The sequence below is a fragment of the Candidatus Methanomethylophilaceae archaeon genome (assembly GCA_017524805.1).
Classification (GTDB): Archaea; Thermoplasmatota; Thermoplasmata; order Methanomassiliicoccales; family Methanomethylophilaceae; genus Methanoprimaticola.
Genome location: JAFXUX010000030.1, coordinates 15,737 through 37,303 on the forward strand (window position 1 = coordinate 15,737; position 21,567 = coordinate 37,303).

Annotated in this window: 20 protein-coding genes; 8 read left to right on the forward strand and 12 right to left on the reverse strand. The window is 55.1% G+C overall.

The genetic code is table 11. The features are described from left to right. Nucleotide 1: 1 nt before the first annotated feature. The gene (locus tag IKP20_05930) at nt 2-298 is read left to right on the forward strand and encodes an STAS domain-containing protein (GenBank protein MBR4504492.1); all 297 of its coding nucleotides are present in this window, start codon (nt 2-4) and stop codon (nt 296-298) included. Between the two features lie 83 nt (nt 299-381). Here the strand turns inward: IKP20_05930 and IKP20_05935 are convergent, their stop codons facing one another. From IKP20_05935 to IKP20_05945, 3 genes are all read right to left on the reverse strand, one after another. Further along, a complete protein-coding gene (locus IKP20_05935; protein ID MBR4504493.1) occupies nt 382-783 on the reverse strand; it encodes a pyridoxamine 5'-phosphate oxidase family protein in 402 nt (133 codons plus the stop codon). A gap of 75 nt (nt 784-858) precedes the next feature. After that, on the reverse strand, nt 859-1,719 hold the full coding sequence (locus tag IKP20_05940; protein ID MBR4504494.1) for a DUF4435 domain-containing protein: 861 nt from the start codon (nt 1,717-1,719) through the stop codon (nt 859-861). Further along, nucleotides 1,709-2,749 carry an ATP-binding protein gene (locus IKP20_05945; GenBank protein ID MBR4504495.1) on the reverse strand — a complete coding sequence of 347 codons (1,041 nt, stop codon included), beginning with the start codon at nt 2,747-2,749 and terminating at the stop codon, nt 1,709-1,711. Before IKP20_05945 ends, IKP20_05940 begins: the two co-directional genes overlap by 11 nt. A 96-nt stretch (nt 2,750-2,845) precedes the next feature. Between IKP20_05945 and IKP20_05950 the strand changes: the two genes are divergently transcribed. Then, nucleotides 2,846-3,673 (forward strand): hypothetical protein, encoded by an 828-nt coding sequence (locus IKP20_05950; GenBank protein MBR4504496.1) that lies wholly within the window; start codon nt 2,846-2,848, stop codon nt 3,671-3,673. A 3-nt stretch (nt 3,674-3,676) separates the two neighbouring features. On the opposite strand, the gene IKP20_05955 is transcribed toward IKP20_05950, so the two are convergent. Both IKP20_05955 and IKP20_05960 read right to left on the reverse strand, forming a co-directional pair. After that, nucleotides 3,677-5,212, reverse strand: coding sequence for a TrkH family potassium uptake protein (locus IKP20_05955; protein MBR4504497.1), 1,536 nt, complete (start codon nt 5,210-5,212; stop codon nt 3,677-3,679). 4 nt (nt 5,213-5,216) lie between these two features. Beyond that, the gene (locus tag IKP20_05960) at nt 5,217-6,572 is read right to left on the reverse strand and encodes an NAD-binding protein (GenBank protein MBR4504498.1); all 1,356 of its coding nucleotides are present in this window, start codon (nt 6,570-6,572) and stop codon (nt 5,217-5,219) included. 105 nt (nt 6,573-6,677) lie between these two features. Between IKP20_05960 and hisD the strand changes: the two genes are divergently transcribed. Genes hisD through IKP20_05975 form a run of 3 tightly spaced genes read left to right on the forward strand, consistent with a single transcriptional unit; the run spans nt 6,678 to nt 11,563 of the window. Continuing rightward, entirely contained in the window at nt 6,678-7,973 is a 1,296-nt protein-coding gene (gene hisD, locus IKP20_05965) for a histidinol dehydrogenase (GenBank protein MBR4504499.1), read from the forward strand. A gap of 1 nt (nt 7,974) precedes the next feature. Next, nucleotides 7,975-10,053: a polyphosphate kinase 1 gene (gene ppk1 / locus IKP20_05970; protein MBR4504500.1), complete on the forward strand. Its 2,079-nt coding sequence runs from the start codon at nt 7,975-7,977 to the stop codon at nt 10,051-10,053. Continuing rightward, entirely contained in the window at nt 10,034-11,563 is a 1,530-nt protein-coding gene (locus IKP20_05975; GenBank protein ID MBR4504501.1) for a Ppx/GppA family phosphatase, read from the forward strand. The genes ppk1 and IKP20_05975 overlap by 20 nt, the downstream gene beginning before the upstream one ends. Nucleotides 11,564-11,752: 189 nt before the next feature. Here IKP20_05975 and IKP20_05980 read toward each other — a convergent pair whose 3' ends face one another. Then, entirely contained in the window at nt 11,753-12,124 is a 372-nt protein-coding gene (locus IKP20_05980; protein ID MBR4504502.1) for a hypothetical protein, read from the reverse strand. A gap of 227 nt (nt 12,125-12,351) precedes the next feature. On the opposite strand from IKP20_05980, the gene IKP20_05985 reads away from it, so the two are divergent. Together IKP20_05985 and IKP20_05990 are read left to right on the forward strand one after the other, a co-directional pair. Next, nucleotides 12,352-13,716 carry a hypothetical protein gene (locus IKP20_05985; GenBank protein ID MBR4504503.1) on the forward strand — a complete coding sequence of 455 codons (1,365 nt, stop codon included), beginning with the start codon at nt 12,352-12,354 and terminating at the stop codon, nt 13,714-13,716. Continuing rightward, on the forward strand, nt 13,613-14,404 hold the full coding sequence (locus IKP20_05990) for a radical SAM protein (GenBank protein ID MBR4504504.1): 792 nt from the start codon (nt 13,613-13,615) through the stop codon (nt 14,402-14,404). Before IKP20_05985 ends, IKP20_05990 begins: the two co-directional genes overlap by 104 nt. Nucleotides 14,405-14,483: 79 nt before the next feature. On the opposite strand, the gene IKP20_05995 is transcribed toward IKP20_05990, so the two are convergent. The 4 genes from IKP20_05995 to IKP20_06010 form a co-directional block, all read right to left on the reverse strand. Further along, a complete protein-coding gene (locus IKP20_05995) occupies nt 14,484-15,587 on the reverse strand; it encodes an ATP-binding protein (protein MBR4504505.1) in 1,104 nt (367 codons plus the stop codon). 201 nt (nt 15,588-15,788) lie between these two features. Continuing rightward, nucleotides 15,789-16,190: a hypothetical protein gene (locus tag IKP20_06000; protein ID MBR4504506.1), complete on the reverse strand. Its 402-nt coding sequence runs from the start codon at nt 16,188-16,190 to the stop codon at nt 15,789-15,791. A gap of 60 nt (nt 16,191-16,250) precedes the next feature. Continuing rightward, entirely contained in the window at nt 16,251-16,772 is a 522-nt protein-coding gene (locus IKP20_06005; GenBank protein ID MBR4504507.1) for a hypothetical protein, read from the reverse strand. Further along, complete coding sequence (locus IKP20_06010; protein ID MBR4504508.1) at nt 16,769-17,770, reverse strand: hypothetical protein; 1,002 nt, start codon at nt 17,768-17,770, stop codon at nt 16,769-16,771. The genes IKP20_06005 and IKP20_06010 overlap by 4 nt, the downstream gene beginning before the upstream one ends. A 137-nt stretch (nt 17,771-17,907) precedes the next feature. Here IKP20_06010 and IKP20_06015 point away from each other — a divergent pair, with 137 nt between their 5' ends. Continuing rightward, nucleotides 17,908-19,548 (forward strand): TCP-1/cpn60 chaperonin family protein, encoded by a 1,641-nt coding sequence (locus tag IKP20_06015; protein MBR4504509.1) that lies wholly within the window; start codon nt 17,908-17,910, stop codon nt 19,546-19,548. 42 nt (nt 19,549-19,590) lie between these two features. Here IKP20_06015 and IKP20_06020 read toward each other — a convergent pair whose 3' ends face one another. Both IKP20_06020 and twy1 read right to left on the reverse strand, forming a co-directional pair. Then, a complete protein-coding gene (locus IKP20_06020) occupies nt 19,591-20,436 on the reverse strand; it encodes a hypothetical protein (GenBank protein ID MBR4504510.1) in 846 nt (281 codons plus the stop codon). A 176-nt stretch (nt 20,437-20,612) separates the two neighbouring features. Then, the gene (twy1, locus tag IKP20_06025) at nt 20,613-21,563 is read right to left on the reverse strand and encodes a 4-demethylwyosine synthase TYW1 (protein MBR4504511.1); all 951 of its coding nucleotides are present in this window, start codon (nt 21,561-21,563) and stop codon (nt 20,613-20,615) included. Between the last annotated feature and the right edge of the window lie 4 nt (nt 21,564-21,567).

Here is a 21,567-nt window from a genome sequence, read left to right on the forward strand (position 1 = left end):
CATGGAATTCGGAATAGAGAAGAAAGACGGCGTGACCACGATAGCCCCCAAAGGCAACGTCGACTACGTGACGGCCCCGGAACTGGATGAGGTCGTGGAGAGGGAAGCCGCAACGGCCGCATCGCTGGTTTTCGACATGTCCGGCGTATCTTACATATCGTCAGCGGGACTCAGATCCCTTCTGAACGCGGACGAGCTCATGGAAGATAAGAACGGCATCAAGCTGATCAACGTGAACAAGGAAGTGAAAGCGGTCCTGGACATGACCAACTTCTCGGGGTTGCTGAATATAGAGTGAAAAACGCCACGCCACTGAGACTTGCAGACTGTGGAGGGGTTTGAAGGGCGGCCCGAAGATGAACCGCCCTGGATGCCGCGCTTTCAAGCGAGTTTCTTTCCGGCATTGGGGCTTGCGCTCTGGTCGTACACGGATTTGATGTCGAAGAGAAGGACGGATTTGATGGGAAGGTGAAGCATCTCCTGGATCTTGTTTGACATCATATCGTAGATCGGGCCGTTGAAAAGCTTGGCTTTGAGCTCGGTGTTGACGATGTAAGCTTCCATCCTTTTTGCGACGGTAAAGGCCGCTTTGGGATTGCTTTCGATGTTCTTGACGAAAACGTCCATGAAAATCTGGACGGCAACCATGGTGCTGTCGTCGAAAACGCCGATGGTTCCCGCAGGGATCGCATGGGGTTTCCCGTCCTTGCAGGCTGTCGCGATGATTTTGCATGCGTCTTTGTCGTTGAAAAGGGCTTTGACGTTCTCGGGTATTGATACCATTTTGATATCTCAGATTTTAATTTGTTCATAGATATAAACATTTATATCATTTTGATACCGAGAATCCGCCGGTTCTCAGAGGGGTTTTATGTCCCAGAGCTTGAGACCATTCTTCTCCGCCCATCTGACCGTATCGCGGTACAGCCTCGTGTCGAAGAAATCCGAATCCGAGAAAGCCAGCCGAAGCGCGCCTCCCAAAGCCCCTTCGTTGAGATTCCTGGCGTTGAAAGAGCCGAAATTGGTGGTGAGCGCCAAAAGCAATATGGAAACGGTGTCATGGCCTCTGGCGGCATGCCAAGGATCCTCGAGCTCCGCCTCCTCTTTCTGCAGAAGTTCCATCAGCAGGCCGCTTGATGCCTTCGCAGAGCCGGAATTGGATAGAACCTCCTTGATGAGGTCCTTCTTGTCGAGGCGCAGGGACTTGCGGTCGATGAATTTCCCCGCATCCAGATCGCCGAAATTGAGGTCCAGGCTCTGGCGCATGGAGATGTGCATGAGAAGCCCGATCGGGCTGCTGGAATTGACCAGAACATCTCTGACTGGACCGTATTTGGATGTGAACGCCTTCAATTTGTCGCGGTCAGCGTATTCGTCTAGCACGTCGTCCAAAGCGTTGCTCCTGATGCAGAGCATCTCCATGTCCCTGCAATCCGTGCGGAAAAGCGGAGGCGTCTCGCATTTGTGGTCCAGAAGATCCAGATCCGCGTCCACTATCCCGATGACCTCCTTGAGCCCTCTGTGCCCGGTAAGCTCCTTGACGGCCCTGCGGACGTTGTCCTTGGAATGGCACTGAACTATCCTGACGCCCTCGGCGATGAATTTTCCGTAGACGCGGTCGTCTGTGACGCCTTCTACCAGAACGAATGCGCCGCCCACAGCGGAGCGCATCATCATGACTTCGTTGCAGACGTCGCTGCTCCCCAGATTACTGCGCATTTTCAGGCTTCATCTCCCTGGCATTGTCCCAAAGGTCGTGGATGACCTGGGGAGAGTGCGTGGCGGCTATTATCTGGATGCCCCTCACCCTGCAGATGTCCGAGAATATGGCTCCGAGCTTCTGCTGCCACACTATGTGCAGCGAGATCTCCGGCTCATCGATTATGACCGCGGTCCCGGGTTCGGCGTGGAAGAGGATGATGTAGAGCATGATCATGATCTGCTTCTCGCCGGATGAGAGCCTGGAAAGCTGGAGGGCGCCCCCGCAATCCAATGTCACCGAGATCTTCCCGTTGTCGAGGATGTCGACGGTCTTGTTGATGAACAATTCGTTGATCAGATCCTTATAAATCACTATGGATTCGGCCAGGATGTAATTCTTTTCGACGTATTCGGAGATGGAATAAGCGAGATCCTCGTAATCCTTCCTGTAATTCATGAGCTCGTATCTGGACGGCGGGAACCTGTACCCAGCAGGGATATCGGGCTCGAACCCCGCATCGCTGATGAAATCCAATTTGGCCTTGAGGTCCTTGCACCAGAATTCCAGCTCGCCGTCGGTCATCTCTTTGCGCTTGCCCTCGTATGGAACCAGCTCGGAATGCTCGCGAGAGTATCTGATGCGCTCATAGAGCTCTTGGGCGTAGGTCTCGAGGGCGGGAGCCAGATGGCCGTCTTTCTTCTTGATGACGAGCCTCTCGGGGGAGATGTATGTGACATCGCATATGTCGGCCATCTCTTCCGGGGTTATCTCCGTCTCCAGCTCATTCTTCTGCATCTGGATGAGCAATTCGCCGGAATTATTCTCGATTATCAGATTCGTCCCGTCGAAGAAGCCTATGTCCAGCCTTGTAAAGGGCGTTTCCGATAGATATCTCACGTCGCCCTTCATAGCGGCATATACCATGCGCATGACCGTGCTTTTTCCGAACCCGTTCTGGGCATGGATGAAAGTGAGCCCGTCGCACAGATTCAGCGTATAATCGAACTGGTTGAACAGTCCGCTGATGTAGAGCGATTTGATGATCATATGAACGCTCCGCAATCGATTTGCAGTTATTTATTGGATGCTCCCGGCATTCTGGCGATAAAGTTATTTTCAGCTCGCCGATGCCGTGCCATGGATATGGAAGCCGAATTCGCGGCCGTCCGCAAAGACATAGCAGAAGGACGGCTGTCGGAGGTCCCAGCGAAGATCAAAGCTATCGCCGAGAATGGCAGCGACCCTTTCACCGCCGTCAAATGCATCTCCCTGATGTCGGCGGTCGGAGACCGGTCCATAATGCCGGATCTCATCGCTATAGCTGAGAAGACCGCATCCGACGACGAAACCAAGCTCCAGATAGCGCTGACCCTGAGAAGCCTCGGATTCCCTTCGAACGCTTATGGGATGCTCAAAGGGATACCGAAGACCGACGAGACGCTTAGAGCATCTGCGGAATGCCTCTCCGACATGGAAGAGTACGAATCCGCTTTGGCCTGCCTTCAGTCCATATCCTCTCCGTCGCTGTCTGACAGGTGCCTTCTTGCAGGGACGTACAGCTCGCTTGGAGAGCATTCCGATGCCATTTCCGTGTCCTCGGAGCTGATCGCGGAAAACCCTGCCAATTACGAGGCCGGGGTGGCGTATGTATCGTCCCTGATCTCCGCCGGGAAGCAGAAGGAAGCGGTCAAATACGTCCGCGCCAACCTCAAAGAGAAGACCGCCGACTCCTACGCCCTCGCGGCTTATGCGATGTGGATTGTCGGCAACGCCAAATCGGCCGGAGCATATGCATCAAGGGCGGTCCAGATAGACCACGCCCATGTCGGCGCGATGGAGATACTGGGTCTCAGCCTGGCCGAGAAGGGCGAAATCGACAAAGCCCGCATCGTCGCCGGGGCGATAAACGAAGTCAGGCCCGGAGACAAGGCCGCGCTGAACATCATCTCCTATTGCGACCTCAGAAGCTGACCGTCAGCTGGAATTCTTGGCGTTCTTCTTCCATCTGGTTTTCCTGGCATGATGGGTCCAAAGCTCCTTCCAGAACGATGGCGCGAAGAACACCAGAGCGGTCAGGATTTCGAGACGTCCTACCCACATCAGGAGCATCATGATGACCTTGGTGATCCCGCCGAGATCGCAGAAGCTTCCGTTGGGGCCGAAATAGCCGAAACCTGTCCCCAGATTCCCGACCATGGCGATGGAGATGTTTATGGAATCCAGAATATTGTATCCGGCCATCATGATGATAACAGAACCGGATAGCATGGTGACCATGAACAGCGTCATTATCGAAAAAGCGGACAGAACCGCCGCATGGTCGATGATCTGATCGTCCACCCTCACATCCCTGATGGCGTTGGGATGCAGCGTCCTGCTGATGGTGACCTTCATGAACTGATAGATCACGTTCAGCCTTCCGATTTTTATCCCTCCGCTGGTGGAACCCGATGATGCGCCTATGAATCCGACCACCAGCAATATGGTCACGCACTGCGCCGGGAACTGGGATGCGTCGCCGATCGTGACTCCCGTGCTGGTTCCCATGGACACCACCGAGAACAGGGAGGTCTCGATCAGATCGATGAATTCCCTGTCTCCCCATTTGGACACGTCGGTGTTCATCAGCATCATGGCGAAGAATACGCCCGCAGCCAGCAGGAACCAGACGACGTTGAACTTGAATTCGGAGTTCTTTCTGTAGACGCCCCTCTGCCTGCGGACTATGGCGTTGTAGTGGAGGTAGAAATTCACGCCTCCCAGGAACATGAACAGGGCGGTGACCATCTTGACTGGCGGCGAATAGCTGGCGAGGCTGTCGACGGTGTTGAGGAATCCGCCCGTTGAGATGGTCGCGAATGTGAGGCACAAGGAATCGACCGGATTAACCCCGAGCGCGATTATGATCAGATAATTGGCTATCGTAAAAATAGAATAGACCAGAATGAAGGATACCGCGGCTTTCTGGAGCTTCAGCGTATAGTCGGTGGAGCCGGAGCCGGCGAGCTCGTTGATAAGCACCGCGCGACCGATGCCGACCATGGGCATCATGTACATGAACACCAGGATGACGGTTATACCTCCGACCCACTGGGTAAAGGACCTCCAAACCATCAGCGACACCGGCATAGCGGTCGGATCGGGTATTATGGATGCGCCGGTGGTCGTGAAACCGCTTACCGATTCGAACATGGAATCGAGAAGAGGAAGACCGTACAGAGCATACGGGATCGTCCCGATAACGAAAAGCGTCAGCCAAGCCAGAGCTATCAGCAAAAGACCGTTTACCGGCTTGAAGCTCTCCGAATCCCTGAAAAGGACGAACTGCAGACCCCCCATCGTAATGAGGATGGGAACCGGAGTCAGGAATGGGGCGTAATCCTCGCCCAGAATAGCGGCCATGCCTGTCGGCAGCAACAGGCATATGCCAAGCAGGAGCTCTATCGAACCGAGATATTTGACAGTGGTGCTGGACCATACCGCAAAGTCCCTGAAATCGATTCTCCGCACGGTTTCACAACTCAGGCAGGGATATTTTCCCGAATGTGTTCTTAAGCTCGGCTTCGTTGGTCGCGGTGGTGAAAACCACCATCTTGTCATCATCCAGCAGCATCGTGTCCAATTCCGGAAAGATTATCCCGCCGTTGCGATAGATCGCCACGACTTTGGCGTTCCTGACTATCTGGATGTCCCCGAAGAACTTGTTGCGGAAATTGGGTGCTTTCATGACGTCGACGGTGAAGAACAGCTCGCTGTAGTTCCTCATCCTCATGAGAGCGACCTCGTCCGGCAGGATGCATTTGGTTATCTCGTTGGAGATTATCCTGTAGAATCCGGCGATGGTATCGAGGTTTGTATAGGCAAATATGTCCTTGTATTCGGGTTTGAAGTATCTTGTGATCACTTTCTCTGAATTGTACTTGGATGCCGACATGCTCATCAGGAGGTTGGTATCGTCGGATCCGGACGTCACTATGAGGCAATCCGCCCTGAACAGGTCCTCGTTCCTCTGGACCCTGGGGTCTTTGAAGTCCTCCTTCAGAACCAAAGCCTCCGGAATCAGCTTGGTCAGCTCCCTGCACCTGTCAGGATCGTGTTCGACGATGGTGACCAGCCTTTTGATGTCGGACCTATGGATCAGCATTTTGGCCACGTTTACACCGACTATTGACCCCCCTAAGATGGCGAATTCAACCGCCTTATGCTTCACGCCGAGGAACGTGTTGAATTTCTCCAATCCTTTCTCGCTCCCGGCCACGCAGATGCTGTCTCCGACGCGGATCTCCATCATATCCACGTCCAATTCCAGGTCCCCGCCGCGATAGATGCCGAAAATCACGCATTCCGGCGGGAGAGCCAATTCGAGAACCACTTTCCCGACGACGTTGCTGCCCAATTTCACCGAAAAAATGGCGGCTCCGATGCCGAGATGGTCCACGAAATCATAATCGGTGGCATTCTCCAGGACGGCCATCTTGTACATCTTCTCGGCTGTCCTCATCTCCGGCGACATTATCCTGTCGGCATCGATGGACCTGCCCCCCTCCATATCCAGAATATAATCAGGATTGTTGATGGAAGCTATCGTAAGTATATCCTTGTCGAACCTTTTGGCGGCCGTGCATATGAAAAGATTCACGGCATCATCCTTGAGGGTGGATACGATCGCCTCGGCCCTGTGCTTCTCTATGGCTTCCTTGAGTTTGCGAGGGTTGGAGCCATCCTCGTGGAGGACAGAAACGTTGAGATTGTTAGTCACAGCCTGGACTTTGGACGCATCGTTGTCGATCACAAGAACGTCATGGGTGCTCGCTATAGTTTCCGCTGAAACATACCCCACATCCCCTGCGCCGACGATGATGACCCTCATGCGCCTCGATTATAGCGATATTCGTTATAACGTTGTTCATGGATGAGACGTTCTCAATAGCACTTTGTACCTAAGGATTAAGTCCTTCCCATCCATTAAGACGGCATGAGCAACGAGAAAGCGAATCCCGCAGATAAACCGGCTAAATGGAAGGAAGTCGACGAGGATTTCTGGAAGACGAACCGCGAATCCAAAGTGGATCAGGTTGCCGATACCGTCCGCGGAATCATAGAGATGGTCCGCGAGAAGGGGGACGAGGCCCTCATCGAACTGGCCGAGAAATTCGACAAAGTCAGGCTGGAATCCGTGGAAGCCACCCGCGAAGACATCGAAGCCGCATACGACAAGGTCCCCCAGGACATCGTCGATGAGCTCGAGAACGCGGCCTACAACATCCAGCGCTTCCACGAGATGCAGAAGCCGGCAGACATGTGGCTGAGAGAGGTTGAGCCGGGGATAACGCTCGGAGTCAAGACCACGCCCTTGGAGAGGGTCGGATGCTATGTCCCCGGTGGGCGCGCATCCTATCCGAGCACGGTTCTGATGACCGTGATCCCGGCGAAAGTGGCCGGAGTCGACGAGGTCATCTTCTGCACCCCACCCAATCCCAACCCGATAACTCTGGTGGCAGCCGACATCGCAGGCGCCGACGAGATCTATTTCTGCGGCGGGGCCCAGGCAATCGCAGCCATGGCCCTCGGGACCGAGAGCATAGAGCCTGTCCAGAAGATCGTAGGGCCGGGAAACGTGTTCGTGACCAGCGCCAAAATGATGCTCAGGGACAAAGTCGAGATCGACTTCCCCGCCGGGCCGAGCGAAGTCGCCGTGCTGGCCGATTCCTCCGCCGACCCTGAACTGGTTGCATCCGAGCTGGTCGCTCAGGCTGAGCACGACCCTTCTTCCGCCTGCCTCCTGGTCACCACAGACAGATCGCTTCCGGATAAGGCCTGGAAATACATGGAGAAGATGATCATGGAGACCCCCAGAAGGGAGATCATCACCAAAGCCATGGGCAACTCCGGATACATCGTGTGCGACGAGCTGGACCTGGCGATAGAGGTCATGAACGGGATCGCCCCCGAGCACCTTTCCATACAGGTCCGCGACCCCTTGGACGCCCTGAGCAAAGTGAGGAACGCCGGATCGATATTCGTCGGTCCGTACACCCCCGTCGCGGCCGGGGATTACGCGTCCGGAACCAACCACGTCCTGCCTACCGCCGGCCACGCCGCAGTGTCCTCCGGGCTCAACGTGGCGCATTTCATGAAGACTTCCACCGTCCAGTACCTCTCCAAGGAAGGCCTGGCCGCGATCGCCCAGACCATAGAGGCGATATCTACCGCCGAAGGCCTCCACGCCCACTGCGAATCCGTCAGGATAAGGAACAGAGAGGAAGATTGAGATGTCCCGGAACCTGGATGAGCCTGGGCCGGACCTGTACGATGAGAAATACTACATCAACAGGGAGCTTTCCTGGCTGGAATTCAACAGGAGATGCCTCGAGCAGGCTGAGGACGCATCGAATCCGGTTCTTGAGAGGGTGAAATTCATAGCGATATGCTGCGGGAACATGGACGAGTTCTTCATGATCCGCGTCCCCGGCATCATATCCAAGACCCCCATACCCGGCCCGGACTACTTGGGCATCAACAGGAATCTCCTTCTGGAATCCATCTCCAAGACTGTGCAGGAGCTGGTGAACAGATATGCCAAATGCTGGGACGACATCAGGCAGGCGCTGGCCGACGCCGGCATTAGGATAGCCAAGGTGGATGATCTTGTCACCGATCAGATGGCCTGGGTCTCCTGGTTCTATAGGGAGAGAATACACCCTCTGCTCACCCCGCTGGCCCTTGACGTGTCCCATCCGTTCCCTTTCATATCAAACAACTCGCTGAACATAGCCGTGAAGCTGTCCGACCCCAAAGGCCAGCACTATGCGAGAGTGAAAGTTCCCGTAGGCGTCCTGCCCAGATTCATAGAGGTCCCGTCCTCCAAAGGCACCACTCTTGTGATGCTGGAGGACATAATCGAGAGCCACATCTCTTCTCTGTTCCCGGACAGGGAGATCGAAGGGGCCTACACCTTCAGGGTCACCCGCAACGCCGATGTGAAAGTGACCATCGACGAGGCCTGCGATTTCATGACCTCGGTCGAAGACGCCATCGAAGACAGGGGAGTTGGTTTCCCGGTCAGGATGGTCGCCGAGAAGACGATGCCGGACGACATGGCCCGCCTTTTTGCGAAGAATCTCAAGCTCTCCGAGGTGCAAGTGCACAAATCGGAGTTCGTGATGCTGGTCGACCTCTGGGAGATTGCCGGGATGAACTACCCGAAGCTCAAAGACAAGACCTTCGAGCCCTACGTCCCGCCCGAGCTGGCTGAAGGAACCGACATCTTCGCCGCCATCAGGCAGAAGGATTGGATACTCTTCCATCCGTACGAATCCTTCGGGACCATCGTGCGCTTCGTGGCGCAGGCCGCCGAGGATCCCACCGTCCAGAGCATCAAAATTTGCCTTTACAGGATAGGGAAGGATCCGTCCCTCGTGCGTGCTCTTATAAGAGCGAGAGAGAACGGGAAGACCGTATCCGTTCTGATGGAGCTCCGCGCGAAATTCGACGAGACCAACAACATCCGCTGGGCCAAGGAGCTGGAGAAGATCGGAGTCCACGTGGTATTCGGGCCGCTGGACCTGAAAGTACATTCCAAGCTGCTGCAGGTGGTCCGCCTGGAAGGCAGCAGGCTGGTCAGATACACGCACATGAGCTCCGGGAATTACAACACCTCCACGGCCAAGCAATACGGCGACATATCGTTCCTGACGGCCAACCAGGAGATCGGAGAGGACGTGGGCGAGCTGTTCAACGCTCTCACCGGGTTTTTCGGGCCGAGGATGTACAAGCATCTTCTGGTCGCCCCTCTGACGCTGAAGGATTCCCTCATCGCCAAGATCGACAGGGAGATATCCGTCCACAAGGAGAAGGGGAACGGATACATCGCGATGAAGGCGAACGGGCTGATAGACTCTGACATCATAGCTTCGCTGTACAAGGCATCCATAGCCGGGGTAAAGATCGACCTGAACATCAGAGGCCTATGCTGCCTGAGACCGGGGATCCCGGGGATATCCGAGAACATCCGCGTGACGAGCATAGTCGACAGATTCCTCGAACATTCCAGGATCTATTACTTCGAGAACGGCGGGGACCCGGAGATGTACATGGGATCCTCCGACATGATGCCCCGCAACCTTCTGGCCAGAGTGGAAGTGCTGTTCCCCGTGCTCGACAAGGATATGCTGGCCATGATAAGGGACTGCATACTGAAGGTCCATCTCGCCGACAACGTGAAAGCAAAGAAGCTGCTGTCTGATGGGAGCTACGTCCCCGTGGGACGCGAAGAGGGCGAGAAGAAGTTGAGATCCCAGGAATGGTTCATCAAACACAGAGGATCGTGGCATGGATCCGCAGAGCGATGAGACGGTCGGGTTCATAGACATAGGCACGAATTCCATCCACCTCTCGGTGGTCAGGTACTTCGGCGGGACCTCTGGGAAAGCGGTGTTCCAGGACAAGGAGATGATCCGCCTGGGGAAAGGGCTGTACTCGGATGGCCTCATCGGAAGGGACACCATCCGTAGGGCGGCCCTGATAGCGTCCAGGTTCTCAAGAGTCTCTAAAGGGATGGGCGCTGACGAGGTCATTGCCGTCGCCACCTGCGCCGCCCGCGAAGCCCCGGACGGAGGGGAACTGGCCAAGGCGATATCCCCTTACGCGGACGTCAGGATCATCCCCGGCGCCGAGGAGGCCAGGCTTATTTCCCTTGGGATATTCGGCTCGGACGGCCCCGAAGAAAGGTCTCTGGCCATCGACATAGGCGGCGGAAGCACCGAGGTCATCATAGCCGAGAAGGGCAGGAACCTCTTCATCGACAGCCTGAGCGTCGGGGCGGTCCGCTTCGCTTACGGGCTGGGCATAGACGTTTCCGGCACGGTCCAGGCCGAGGATTACGACCAGCTTCTCAGGGAGGTCGACGTCAGATCCTACCACGCTTTGGGCATGGTGAGGGAGACAGGCTATTCCAAAGCTTACGGGTCATCCGGCACGATGATCGCTCTGGCGGCCATGTGCGCCGCGAGAAGGGGCGACGGCGACGCCTCATACATGACCTACGAAGAACTCCGCGACCTGATGAGATATCTCTGCAAGATGGACGCCGCAAGAAGGGAGAACGTTCGCGGACTGGCCAAAGCCAGGGCGGACATAATAATCGGCGGCGGAGCCATCGCCGAGGAGCTCATGTTCCTTTTCGGGATCGAAAGGATAGAGATCACCCCCATGGGGCTGAGGGAGGGATTGCAGGCCGACTACCACCTGTCCAGAGGCGGTATGCTGTCGGACGTGCGCAAAGCTTCCGTATCCACACTGGCCCGCAGATGCGGATGCGATCTCAAGCATGCGTCGGCCGTCCAGAACTATTCCGTCCAGATCTTCGACGGCGCTGCTGCCATAGGTCTGCACGCGATGCAGCGCGACATGAGGGATATGCTGTCCTGCGCCGCGTTCCTGCACGATATTGGGGAGATAGTGAACTACAACGACCACCACATCCTCTCCCAGATGATGATCGAGAATTCTGATATGGTGGGGTTCGACACCGCCGAACTCAGGGACATGGGCCTGATGGCCAGATTCCACCACAAAAAATTCCCCGGCCCGAAAGACAGGAATCTCAGAGGACTGTCGCCAAAGGAATCCTTGGAGATCCGGCAGTGCTCCCTGTTCCTGCGTATGGGCGACATTTTGGACCGTCACCGGACATCGTCCATCGAAGGGATAACCCTGGAGAACGCGGGAGGGACGGCGATGCTGAGATTCACATGCTCAGAAGACCCTTCCATGGAGATTTGGCGCATGGAGAAAATAAAAGGAGATTTCGAGAGGCTTTTCGGTTTGGAACTGGTCTTGGTGCCGGATTATGATCCCTAAACGACGATTAACGGCGCCATCATCGAGATGAAAGCCTTCAAAACCGAAGAAATCATCCCAAATTATATAATCCGCAAATTCTTAGAGAAGTAAAGCAGGAGACATCCCCTTGCAGGGCTTTTGCCCAAATGTCGCCTGCTTCATTCTCATTTTAGTCATTGATATGGGATTCTATCCCACGCAACGATATCAATCGGTGTGTTCGTCGGACCCGACATCTTCGAACTTATTCTTCTTGGGCCTGCGCCTGGGGTCACGATCGCCCGCGACGTCGTCGAATCTGCTGTGCCTGCGGCCGATTCCGCCCTCAGACCCATCTTCGCCTTCTATTCCCCATTCCGGGGGCTTCGGCCTGTCGCTTCCCTTGAAATCTTCAGTGCCGGAACTTTCCTTTCCGTTCCACTCCGGGGGCCTGGGCCTGTCGCCGTGGGGTCCGCCTGGACCATGACCTCTCCTGTGTTTTTTCTGAAGCTCTTCATCTGTCTCGGAAGTGGATTCTTCTTCCTCTTCCTCTTCATCTTTTTTGCCGCCTAACAGATTCTTTAAGGAGTCGAGTAACATAACTTCACGACCGCCCAACGGGCATCCCAAAATGGGTTCCATAGTTTTTCAATATATGTATAAAGTTTACTGAAAAACCAATATATTAGGATTAAAATTATTCTTTTTTATGATATTATAACAAAATAATTACATGTCGCAGAGCCGATATTGCGAATCGTCCGGAATCTCGGTTCTATCGGAATGCCCTAGCATGTTTACATAATGGAAAGGATATCAGTGGCCTGATGGCCTCCGATGGGCTTTTCCAAGCTGCATTCGATGCGGACGAATCCACTGTCAAAAGCGGTTTGTGCGTGATTTGCAAGGGTTCGCGCAACCTATGCGGAAAATCTCAATGCCCATTGATGGCGAAGTTCTACGCAGGCCAGAAGAGTTTCCCTGTGGTGAATTCCAAGGACATAGCCGGATGCAGCCCGCCGTCGGTGTTCGTAGGCAGATTCGGATATCCAAAAGTTGACATAGGCCCGCTGCTCCCGCAGGAGTTCGGCGACACATCGCTGCTGGACCTCCCTGAAAGATGGGTAGGAAGAACCCAAGGCGCGATAGTCGACATGAGACTGAGATTGGTCCGCGGTAAGCACAGGATAGACGCCAGAGATTTTGCCAAGGCCGGAAGGATCGTCGACGACGTCCAAGAGCTGGCCATGATGGAAAGACCGGTAGACGTCGAGACGAGCTTCGCCTCCAAACCCAAGGGAGCGGCCGCGCTGGACGACGCGGTTCAGCCTTTCGGACCTTCCGCCCGCATGGAAACCCTTAGCGTAGGGAATGGGAGGTTCGAAAGGAGCCTGGAGCGCAGCTTCTACGACACGGATCTGAAAGCTTCCGATGCCGTGGTGGCTTCATACCGCGCCGGGACCCGCGTCACAGAGATAGAGAAGGCATTCTCGGTCGGAACCATGGGAGTCGGCAAAAACCGGCGCTTCGTCCCCACGAGATGGAGCATAACCGCAGTGGACGACATGATCTCCAAAGACATCGTTAACCGCATAAAATACAACGAGACGATCGACAAGTACAGGGTCTATTTCTGGGACCAGCTGGACAACAGGTGGGCGATCATAATGATCCCGAGCTCATGGCGCTTCGAGATGATCGAGGCGTGGTACCCCCAGTCCAGTTGGAACCAGGTCAGCTCCAAGATCAATTTCGAGGTCGACGGGGAGCATTTCGACGGCAAGAAAAAATATGCCCTCATGGGCGGCAGCTATTACGCGGCCAGATTGGCGGTCGCCGAGGCGCTGGAGAAGGAGAGGCGCAGCGCAGGGGTGATTGTCATGAGGGAGATCCACCCGGGGTACAACATCCCGCTGGGCGTGTGGAATATCAGGGAGAATTGCAGGGCGGCGTTGCTGTACGACCCCGTAGAATCTGATACTCTGGAGGGGCTCTGGCCTCATATCGACGGCTATATGGGACTGAAGCGCGACGAATGGAAGAAGCGCTCGGACATGCTCAGGGAATGGAAGGTCCAGAGGAGATTGGATGAGTTCTATCGATGCCACCCTCTTGGATTTCGACCCCAGCAAAGGCGAATGGGAGGGCGAATACAGGATTTCCGAATGCAAAAGGGCGCTCCACCCTACTGATATGCCGATGATTTACGATTACGGCCTGGACCCATACGGCGGATGCGAACACGGATGCGTCTATTGCCGCAGCTACAGAAACTCGGATCAATCGCAGCGGAGGGTCGTAAGGGTGCGCCCCAACATCCCTGAGAGACTGTCTAAAGAGCTCCCGGCCGTCCGCGGCGCCAGAATCTGCATAGGCCAGTCGTCAGACGGATACCAATATGCTGAGCGCAGATTCCTGATGACCCGCAGATGTCTGGAGGTGCTCCGGACCAGCAGCAACCCCGTATGCGTGATGACCAAATCCGATCTGGTCGCCAGAGATTCGGATATCCTGAGGGAGACCGATACCGAAGTGATCATGACGATAACATCCCTTGGCAGAAAGGAATCGCTGATGGCGGAACCCGGAGCCCCGCTTCCGGATGCCAGGCTGAAAGCGATGCGCGAACTCGCAAGGGATGGTGTGAGAACATCGGCGATGGTGATGCCAGCGACGGCGATGCTGTCAGGCAAGGAAAAAGAGCTTGCGGAGGAACTGTCATCCTCAGAAACGGAGAAGGTTTACCTGGGCGGTCTGCAGGCGCGCCAAATCGATGTGGAGCCGTTCGGAAAGAGGGGCGCGATCGATTCCCCGCAGACGCTCGAGAAAATCGCGGATGAATGCTCGTCTAGAGGGCTTCGCGTTATCCGCATTGCATGATGATTGGATGATAGCCTCAGAGCTGCTGATAGTAGTACTATAGTCTGTTAATCGAACACGGGTATCAAGAGCAAATTCATCATCTTCTCAGAAGCTGCTCCGAAGAGCTGATCCTTGGAAGCCCGCCCAATTTCCAGCCGAAGTACGCTTTCTGTAAATCGGCATCTTTGCGGATTCCTCCGATATCGGTTACTCTCGTCAAGCGTGAGGATCCGCCGGAACCACGGTCCAAAACGTAGATCTGATCGCGTCTGAGCAGATTCTTCAGATCCATCGCGGAGGTATCATACATAGAAACGATAAGCTGAGCCGAATTGGGATTGCGTTCGGAAGAGAATTGCTCGACTATCCAGCGGATCACTCTCGGATGAAGGCCCCACATATTTTTTATCACTACAGTCTTTCCAAGTTGCAGAGCTTCGCAGACTGCCGGAATGATGCCGAGAATGGCCTTTGCGCTATCCGACTCGATTTCCCAAGGGATGGAAAATGTCTTTCCCCCGCATTCGTGAGTGACAACACCGTCAGAAAAACCTACGATACCAGTGTCACAGATGCGAAGAGCACGTAAGACTATAGTATATAATTCTGAGTCAGAAACCAAATCGCACGGAGAACTATCATCGCAAAAACTTATCTTGGCAATCTCCGCCATTGTCTCGGAGCAAGCTGGATCCCCCAATTCAGCGGCCACTGGCAGATAGGCAAAGGAACTTTCTACCGATGGGGTGCCGTGGCCCTTTACCGCTCCCTTCCCGAATCTGAATTCGTTCCCCGAGCGCACGAACACCATGGAACGGCGGCCGGTCGCAAACTGGTAAAGAGATTCCGATTCTATACCGCGGTCGGAAACCTCCACTGAATAGTAGTACGGGAAATAGCGGCCCGCTACCATGACGCTGAATTCCGAGGGTCCGCCTGAGCCCAGAACACAAGGGTTTGCAAAGGATGCGGGCGAAACGTTCCCGCCCAAAATCATTTTTATAGCGCGGAGCCCGTCCAACAGCGTGGCTCTTCCGGACCCGTTGGGCCCATATACAAAGGCTGAGCCCAAAACCCCTTGCTCAGATGCCTCCGAATCCAGCGCATTCTCCGGATGCTCATCTGACGTGCTAGGAACCAAAGACATCGTAGCGACGTCTTTGAAAGGCCCGAAATTGCGTACGGAGAATTCTAGGAGCATCGCTGGGAGATATCCGCGGTAGATTATTTCATTTTCTTGCGTAGGTGTAGATGAGACGCTCCGAGGCATTTCGCCCCAGAACGGAAAGCAGGGCCGAAGCCCGGTTTCAATGGTTCGCTACTAAGGCCCCGTTCGCATACGAGAACGAGAGACCTCTCAGCGAAGTTCATTCTATGGAAAGCGCCGAATCCCTATTGCTGTTCAGTCCGGCTCTTGCCTCTTCCCTAACTTCTTTTTCAGCCACCGGCCAAAATTGCGGGCATCGAACTCCACTCCGAAAATCTTCGGATTCGACATGTCCTCTTGGATGCCGTCGAAAATCTTCAGCTTGATTCTGCGCCCTCCGACGCCGTAGAATATGACTGCCTCCTCGGACAGCGATGCGCAGCGCGTCTCCATCGACAGCAAAGGATCTTTGTTGCCGCTATCATCCCGGACTATGTCGATGACCGATCTGCCATCGATGTAAGACGCGATGATCGGCCTGTTTCCGTGGGAGTGGCTCCTCAGAACGGCCTCTTCCGTGGCGCCCTCTTTCCCTATCGCGGATGCCAGCCTCTCAGCGTCTTCCCTGATCAGATACGCGTCCGTCGCATCGCGCATCCTCTTCGAGATTGCTTCGATGGAATCGTCGAGGCTTTCCCAGATAAGGAATGCCCCGAGCTAGCGGTCCAATGAAACAACCAGGAACGCCGACACCTGAGCGATCAGAATGAAATAAATCCAAAAGCTCTTCGCCCAGAGGACGATATCCTCTATCGTCACCAGATTCGTCACCAAATATATCAGAGCGGCGCCGAGCACTACGGCAGAAAGGCACCGGATTCTGATGATGTTGTAATTCACCCCGGCGAAAAGCCCGAAACCGAAGAAGATGACCGCGCCACCCGCCATGAACATGCCCAGATAAAACACGAACACCCTGTCGTTTTCGGACATCAGGCCGACGGCCGCGTTCAAGACGATATAGGCGCCCATAAACATGGATGCTATGGCCAAGGAATCTTTGAGGCTGCTTCTGGAAGTGCGGGCGACCAAAAATGAGCCGACAATAAGCAGAACCATGCAGCCGATTCCCAAGGGAGTCCATGCATCCTCATTTTTGTTGCCCAGCCATAACAGCAATGCCGTAAGGGACATGGTCACGGCAAGAAACATTCCTTTGTGCCAGCACGTCAGCTTCAATCTAAAACCCCCGCCATGGAGATTTCATCCTCCGATTCGCCCCTTATCCTGAATCTGGATACCCTTCCGCTGCCGAATCTCACAGCAAGCTCCCCATCCTGGAATTTTGCGTCTTCCACGATGAAAACAGTGGGATCGAGGGCCGAATCATCTTCAGAGCGGTCCACGGTCATGTAGACGCGGCCGTCGTCCCATCTCTCGAGATTGTAAGTCATCCAGACCAGCCCGTCATGAGCCTTGACTCTGATTCTGGAGGTCACAGGGCCTGCCGCATGGAGATCGCCCGGGATTTCGCCGCTGACGAAACCGACGAACCTATCGATCGCCCCTTTGCGCATGGAGAGATCCAATCCGACGCTGTTGTCAACCCTCAGGGTGGTGAGAGTATTTTCCAGCTTCTCCAGATTGGTGGATCTCCTCACAGGCTCCGACCATACCAGGCCTAAATAGATCAGATACATGAACAGAGTCGCCATCAGATTGCTGGTCTCGGCCAAAAAGGACATGGTGTCCTCCGTAGACCTGAGTCTCATGATGATCTCTCCCATTATTACGGCGGAGAACAGAAAAGTCGATATTATGATGTATGTGACAGAGCGAGAATTGCGCTTGATGTATCTGTAACCCGAATACATCATGTTCAGCGCCAGAATCGTGAGTACTATGCCGCCATAGAACATAGCCAAAGAGAAAATGCTCTCTCCGCTTTCGCTCAGTATCATCGTTCCGTATTTCAGAAACCTGGAAAACCCTATTGAAATGGCGAACATGCCCACGGCGAAGAAGACGCTGCGATGCCGGTCCAAAAGGATCAGCAGCGCGCAAACGAAAGGAACCCCATAATAAATCGCGCAGCCGAAGATGCCATAAAATTTAATATTATGGTAAATCTCTGCCACGACATACAGGATCATGGCTATGGCCATCAGTATGGTGACGATTCTGAAAAGCGCGTCCCCCACCTCAACGGCCTTCGCCTTTGCGCCCTCCCTGTCCATAAGACCGCATACCGCATAATGATAAATAAACCGACGCTCGCGCACCATCGTTCAATCCTAATAACCTCAAATTTGTGAGAATTTGAGAATAGTTTATATAGAAGGAATATTGTATCCGCCTCCATAGGTGCATTCAAATGTACGGAAACGGAAACCAGCCCGTCATCGTCCTCAAAGAGGGGACCGAGAGGAGCAAGGACAAAGAAGCCCAGTTCAACAACATCTCCGCCGCCAAAGCCGTCGCCGACGCCGTCAGGTCGACCCTCGGCCCCAAAGGGATGGACAAGATGCTGGTCAACACCATCGGAGACGTCGTCATCACCAACGACGGAGTCACCATCCTGAAGGAGATCGATGTCCAGCACCCCGCCGCCAAGATGGTCGTCGAGGTCGCCAAGACCCAGGACACCGAGTGCGGAGACGGGACCACAACCTCCGTCATACTCGCCGGAGAGCTCCTCAAACAGTCCGAAGAGCTCATCGACGCCAACGTCCACCCCACCGTCATCACCAACGGGTACAAGATGGCCTCAGAGAAAGCCGTCGAGATCCTCAACGAAATCTCCGTCCCCGCCAACGACAACAAAATCCTCTGCCGCGTCGCCAAGACCGCCCTGACCGGAAAATCCGTCGGCGAAGAGGAGAATGCTCTGGCCTGCATCGTCGTCAAAGCCTGCAAAGCCGTCGCCGAGAACGGAAAGGTCGACGTCAAAAACATCCGCATCCAGAAGAAGATCGGAGGCGTCATCGCCGACACCAAATTGGTCGAGGGAGTCATCATCGACAAAGAGAAAGTCCACTCCAGGATGCCTTCCCACGTCGAGAACGCCAAAATCGCCCTTTTCTCCTGCCCTCTTGAGGTCAAGAAGACAGAGTTCGACGCTCAGATCCAGATCACCGACCCCAACTCCATGAGATCCTTCATGGACGAGGAAGAGAACAGCATGAGGGAAATGGTGAACAAAATCAAGGCAGTCGGAGCCAACGTCGTCTTCTGCCAGAAGGGTGTGGATGAGCTCGTCCAGCACTACCTCGCCAAGAACGGGATCCTCGGATACAGGAGGCTCAAGCAGAGTGACCTCGAGGCCATCGCCAAGGCCACCGGAGCCAACATCGTCGGAAACGTCATGGAGATCACCCCCGAAGATCTGGGAACCGCCGGCGCAGTCGACGAGAAGCAGATCGGAGAGGAGGGAATGGCTTTCATCTCCGAATGCAAGAACCCCAAGGCCATCACCATCTTCGCCCGCGGCGGAACCGAGCACGTGCTCGAGGAAGTCGAGAGGGCCCTGAACGATGCCATCCGCGTCGTCGGTGTCGCCATCGAAGACGGCAAAGTCGTCGCCGGAGCCGGAGCCCCCGAGAGCGAACTCGAGCTCAGGCTTCTGGATTACGCCTCGTCCGTCGGCGGAAGGGAGCAGCTGGCCATCGAGAAATTCGCCAAGGCCATGGAGATCATCCCCTGGACCCTCGCCGAGAACGCCGGTATCGATCCCATCGACGCCATCATAAAGCTGAAGAACGCCCACCAGAAGAAGGATTCCAACTCCGCTTACTACGGCATCGACCTCGATGAGGCTGAGGCCGTCAACATGCTCGCCAAGAACGTCGTCGAGCCCCTCAGAGTGAAGGTCCAGGCCATCAACTCCGCCGAGGAAGTCGCCAACATGATCCTCAGGATCGATGACGTCATCGCCGCGAGGAGATCCGCGCCTCCGGCGGGCGGCCCCGGAGCCGGAATGCCTCCAGGCGGAATGGGCGGAATGCCCGGCATGTGATTCCAGAATGAGGGGGCTAACCCCCTCCCTTTTCATTTTCACTTATGAGTCGGTCGGATTGGCTTCATCCGACCTGAATGATACGAGTTCCACGGACGTATCGACGATCTCGGAGATTTCCTCCGGGGTCTTCCCGATGGCGAACAGATGGTCGACTATGCGGGACAACTCCATCCTCGACCCTTTCCTCTCGTATATTTTGCAGAACGTCATGGCGATATCCTCGTCTTCGCACAGCTCCTCGAAGATCGCTCTGACCTGCAGCGTCGAGGAGGCAACGATCGACCCTATCTCCCCGCAGCGCTTCTCGCATTCGTCCAGAACACGGTCCAGCGCAGTTTTTGCGTCGGCTTCCCCTTCCTCCGGTATCAGGGAATCGATTATGCCGCAGATGTCGGCATATCCGCCGACGATGCCGCCTTCCATTACTGGGATCCTCTCCAGATCGGAATCGCCTCTCATATCTCCGGAGATCTTCGTGAGCTTGTAGATGGCCCTGTCATCGCCGCTGACGATCGCCGAGAAAGACATCCATTCGCGGATGCCCAAGTATTTGATGTGTTCCCTGCGGATGCCCAGATCAGACATGAAGCACTGAGCCGTCTCGGCCACGAAGAAAAGAGACCCCAGTTTGAACGATGCGGCATCCAGTTTTTTGGACTCGGAGAACAATACAAGCTTGTCTGCGACGAAGAAACCCAGTTCGTTCGTGAATCCTTTTCCGAGGACGCGCTTCAGCCTGCAGACGCAGATGTCCTCAGCGGTCGCATCCGTGTCTTCCGGATTGAGCTCCTTGTAAAGCCTGAACACGTTTTCCCTGTCCCTGAAGAAGCTTTTGAAGATGGCGTCCCTGATATTGCGTTTTATCATGTTGTTGTTCGGTTGCATCGTAGAACCTCCGTTCTCATCGGGTGAGCCGGGCGCGGAATATATCAAACCGAACGCGTGCGCTCACGCAACATCATAGAAAGCCCGGTCTGCGGCTCATATCTGCTAGACCACCGCAAGAAGACAATCGGCAGCCGAAAAATGGCTGTCGGACGGAATGGATTTCCTAATCGGGCTTAAGACTCGGTTGGCCAGCCATAGATCTTTCTGACGTCGGTCTCCTCGCCGGAATGCCCCAGAAGGACAACGCGGCTGTCGGAGCGCTCCTTGATGATTTCCATCCCGATTTTAGCGCCCAGATCGGCCGAGAATTCCTTGATCTCCGAGAAAGACGGCATGCAGGCCATCGTGAGCCTGTTTCTGGACCCCCCGACGAATACGTAGCCCTTGGGCTCCACGAGATTGGGGTCCGCGATGCGGTCGAGGCGGGCGTAATCGTCGATCCAGCCCATATTCTCGCCCTTCACCAAAGTGTGCCTGATGACCGTCCTGGTATCCAGCGACGGAAGCAATTCCAACGTCCTCATCAGCTTGTCCCACCCGCCGCTCGCCTTGGGCCTGCAGACTTTCTTATAGATCTCCTCGTTGGGAGCCGCCACCGTGACGTACGTCTGCATAGGCAGGGTATCCAACGCCTCCAGCCTGTCCGGATAGGTCCCGTTGGTTACCATGAATGTGGTCATTTTCCGCCTGTGGCATTCGGCTATGAACTCGGAAAGATACGGGTATGTGATTGGCTCCCCTGCCAGCGAGATGGCCACCTGGTTGGGGCTGCGGGCCTCCTCGAACATCTTGGGATCGCATCTGGGGTCCCCTTTGAACCCCCAGATGAGCTTCCTCTGGTGCTCTATGAGCGCGTCCAGCATCTCTTTCGGCTCCGCCCAATCCTTGACCTCGAAGTCGTGCTCCTGGATCCTCCAGCAGAACGTGCACATATGGCTGCACTCGTTGATCGCCGGTGTCATCTGGAGGCAGCGATGGCTTTGAATGCCGTAGAAATCCTGCTTGTAGCAGTGCCTCTCGTGGAGCATGCTCTCTTTCATCCAATGGCAGAGCTTCACCGCGGCGTGGTCTTTGTAAAGGCGGTATTGCTGCTTTATGAGAAGGTCCCTGTACGCTTCGTCCATTTTG

What these genes read in the sequence shown, in the direction of transcription:
- IKP20_05930 (MBR4504492.1), top strand. Translation starts at nt 2, where the DNA reads ATGGAATTCGGAATAGAGAAGAAAGACGGCGTGACCACGATAGCCCCC.
- IKP20_05935 (MBR4504493.1), bottom strand. Translation starts at nt 783, where the DNA reads ATGGTATCAATACCCGAGAACGTCAAAGCCCTTTTCAACGACAAAGAC.
- IKP20_05940 (MBR4504494.1), bottom strand. Translation starts at nt 1,719, where the DNA reads ATGCGCAGTAATCTGGGGAGCAGCGACGTCTGCAACGAAGTCATGATG.
- IKP20_05945 (MBR4504495.1), bottom strand. Translation starts at nt 2,749, where the DNA reads ATGATCATCAAATCGCTCTACATCAGCGGACTGTTCAACCAGTTCGAT.
- IKP20_05950 (MBR4504496.1), top strand. Translation starts at nt 2,846, where the DNA reads ATGGAAGCCGAATTCGCGGCCGTCCGCAAAGACATAGCAGAAGGACGG.
- IKP20_05960 (MBR4504498.1), bottom strand. Translation starts at nt 6,572, where the DNA reads ATGAGGGTCATCATCGTCGGCGCAGGGGATGTGGGGTATGTTTCAGCG.
- hisD (MBR4504499.1), top strand. Translation starts at nt 6,678, where the DNA reads ATGAGCAACGAGAAAGCGAATCCCGCAGATAAACCGGCTAAATGGAAG.
- ppk1 (MBR4504500.1), top strand. Translation starts at nt 7,975, where the DNA reads ATGTCCCGGAACCTGGATGAGCCTGGGCCGGACCTGTACGATGAGAAA.
- IKP20_05975 (MBR4504501.1), top strand. Translation starts at nt 10,034, where the DNA reads ATGGATCCGCAGAGCGATGAGACGGTCGGGTTCATAGACATAGGCACG.
- IKP20_05980 (MBR4504502.1), bottom strand. Translation starts at nt 12,124, where the DNA reads ATGTTACTCGACTCCTTAAAGAATCTGTTAGGCGGCAAAAAAGATGAA.
- IKP20_05985 (MBR4504503.1), top strand. Translation starts at nt 12,352, where the DNA reads ATGGCCTCCGATGGGCTTTTCCAAGCTGCATTCGATGCGGACGAATCC.
- IKP20_05990 (MBR4504504.1), top strand. Translation starts at nt 13,613, where the DNA reads ATGAGTTCTATCGATGCCACCCTCTTGGATTTCGACCCCAGCAAAGGC.
- IKP20_05995 (MBR4504505.1), bottom strand. Translation starts at nt 15,587, where the DNA reads ATGCTCCTAGAATTCTCCGTACGCAATTTCGGGCCTTTCAAAGACGTC.
- IKP20_06000 (MBR4504506.1), bottom strand. Translation starts at nt 16,190, where the DNA reads ATGCGCGATGCGACGGACGCGTATCTGATCAGGGAAGACGCTGAGAGG.
- IKP20_06010 (MBR4504508.1), bottom strand. Translation starts at nt 17,770, where the DNA reads ATGGACAGGGAGGGCGCAAAGGCGAAGGCCGTTGAGGTGGGGGACGCG.
- IKP20_06015 (MBR4504509.1), top strand. Translation starts at nt 17,908, where the DNA reads ATGTACGGAAACGGAAACCAGCCCGTCATCGTCCTCAAAGAGGGGACC.
- IKP20_06020 (MBR4504510.1), bottom strand. Translation starts at nt 20,436, where the DNA reads ATGCAACCGAACAACAACATGATAAAACGCAATATCAGGGACGCCATC.
- twy1 (MBR4504511.1), bottom strand. Translation starts at nt 21,563, where the DNA reads ATGGACGAAGCGTACAGGGACCTTCTCATAAAGCAGCAATACCGCCTT.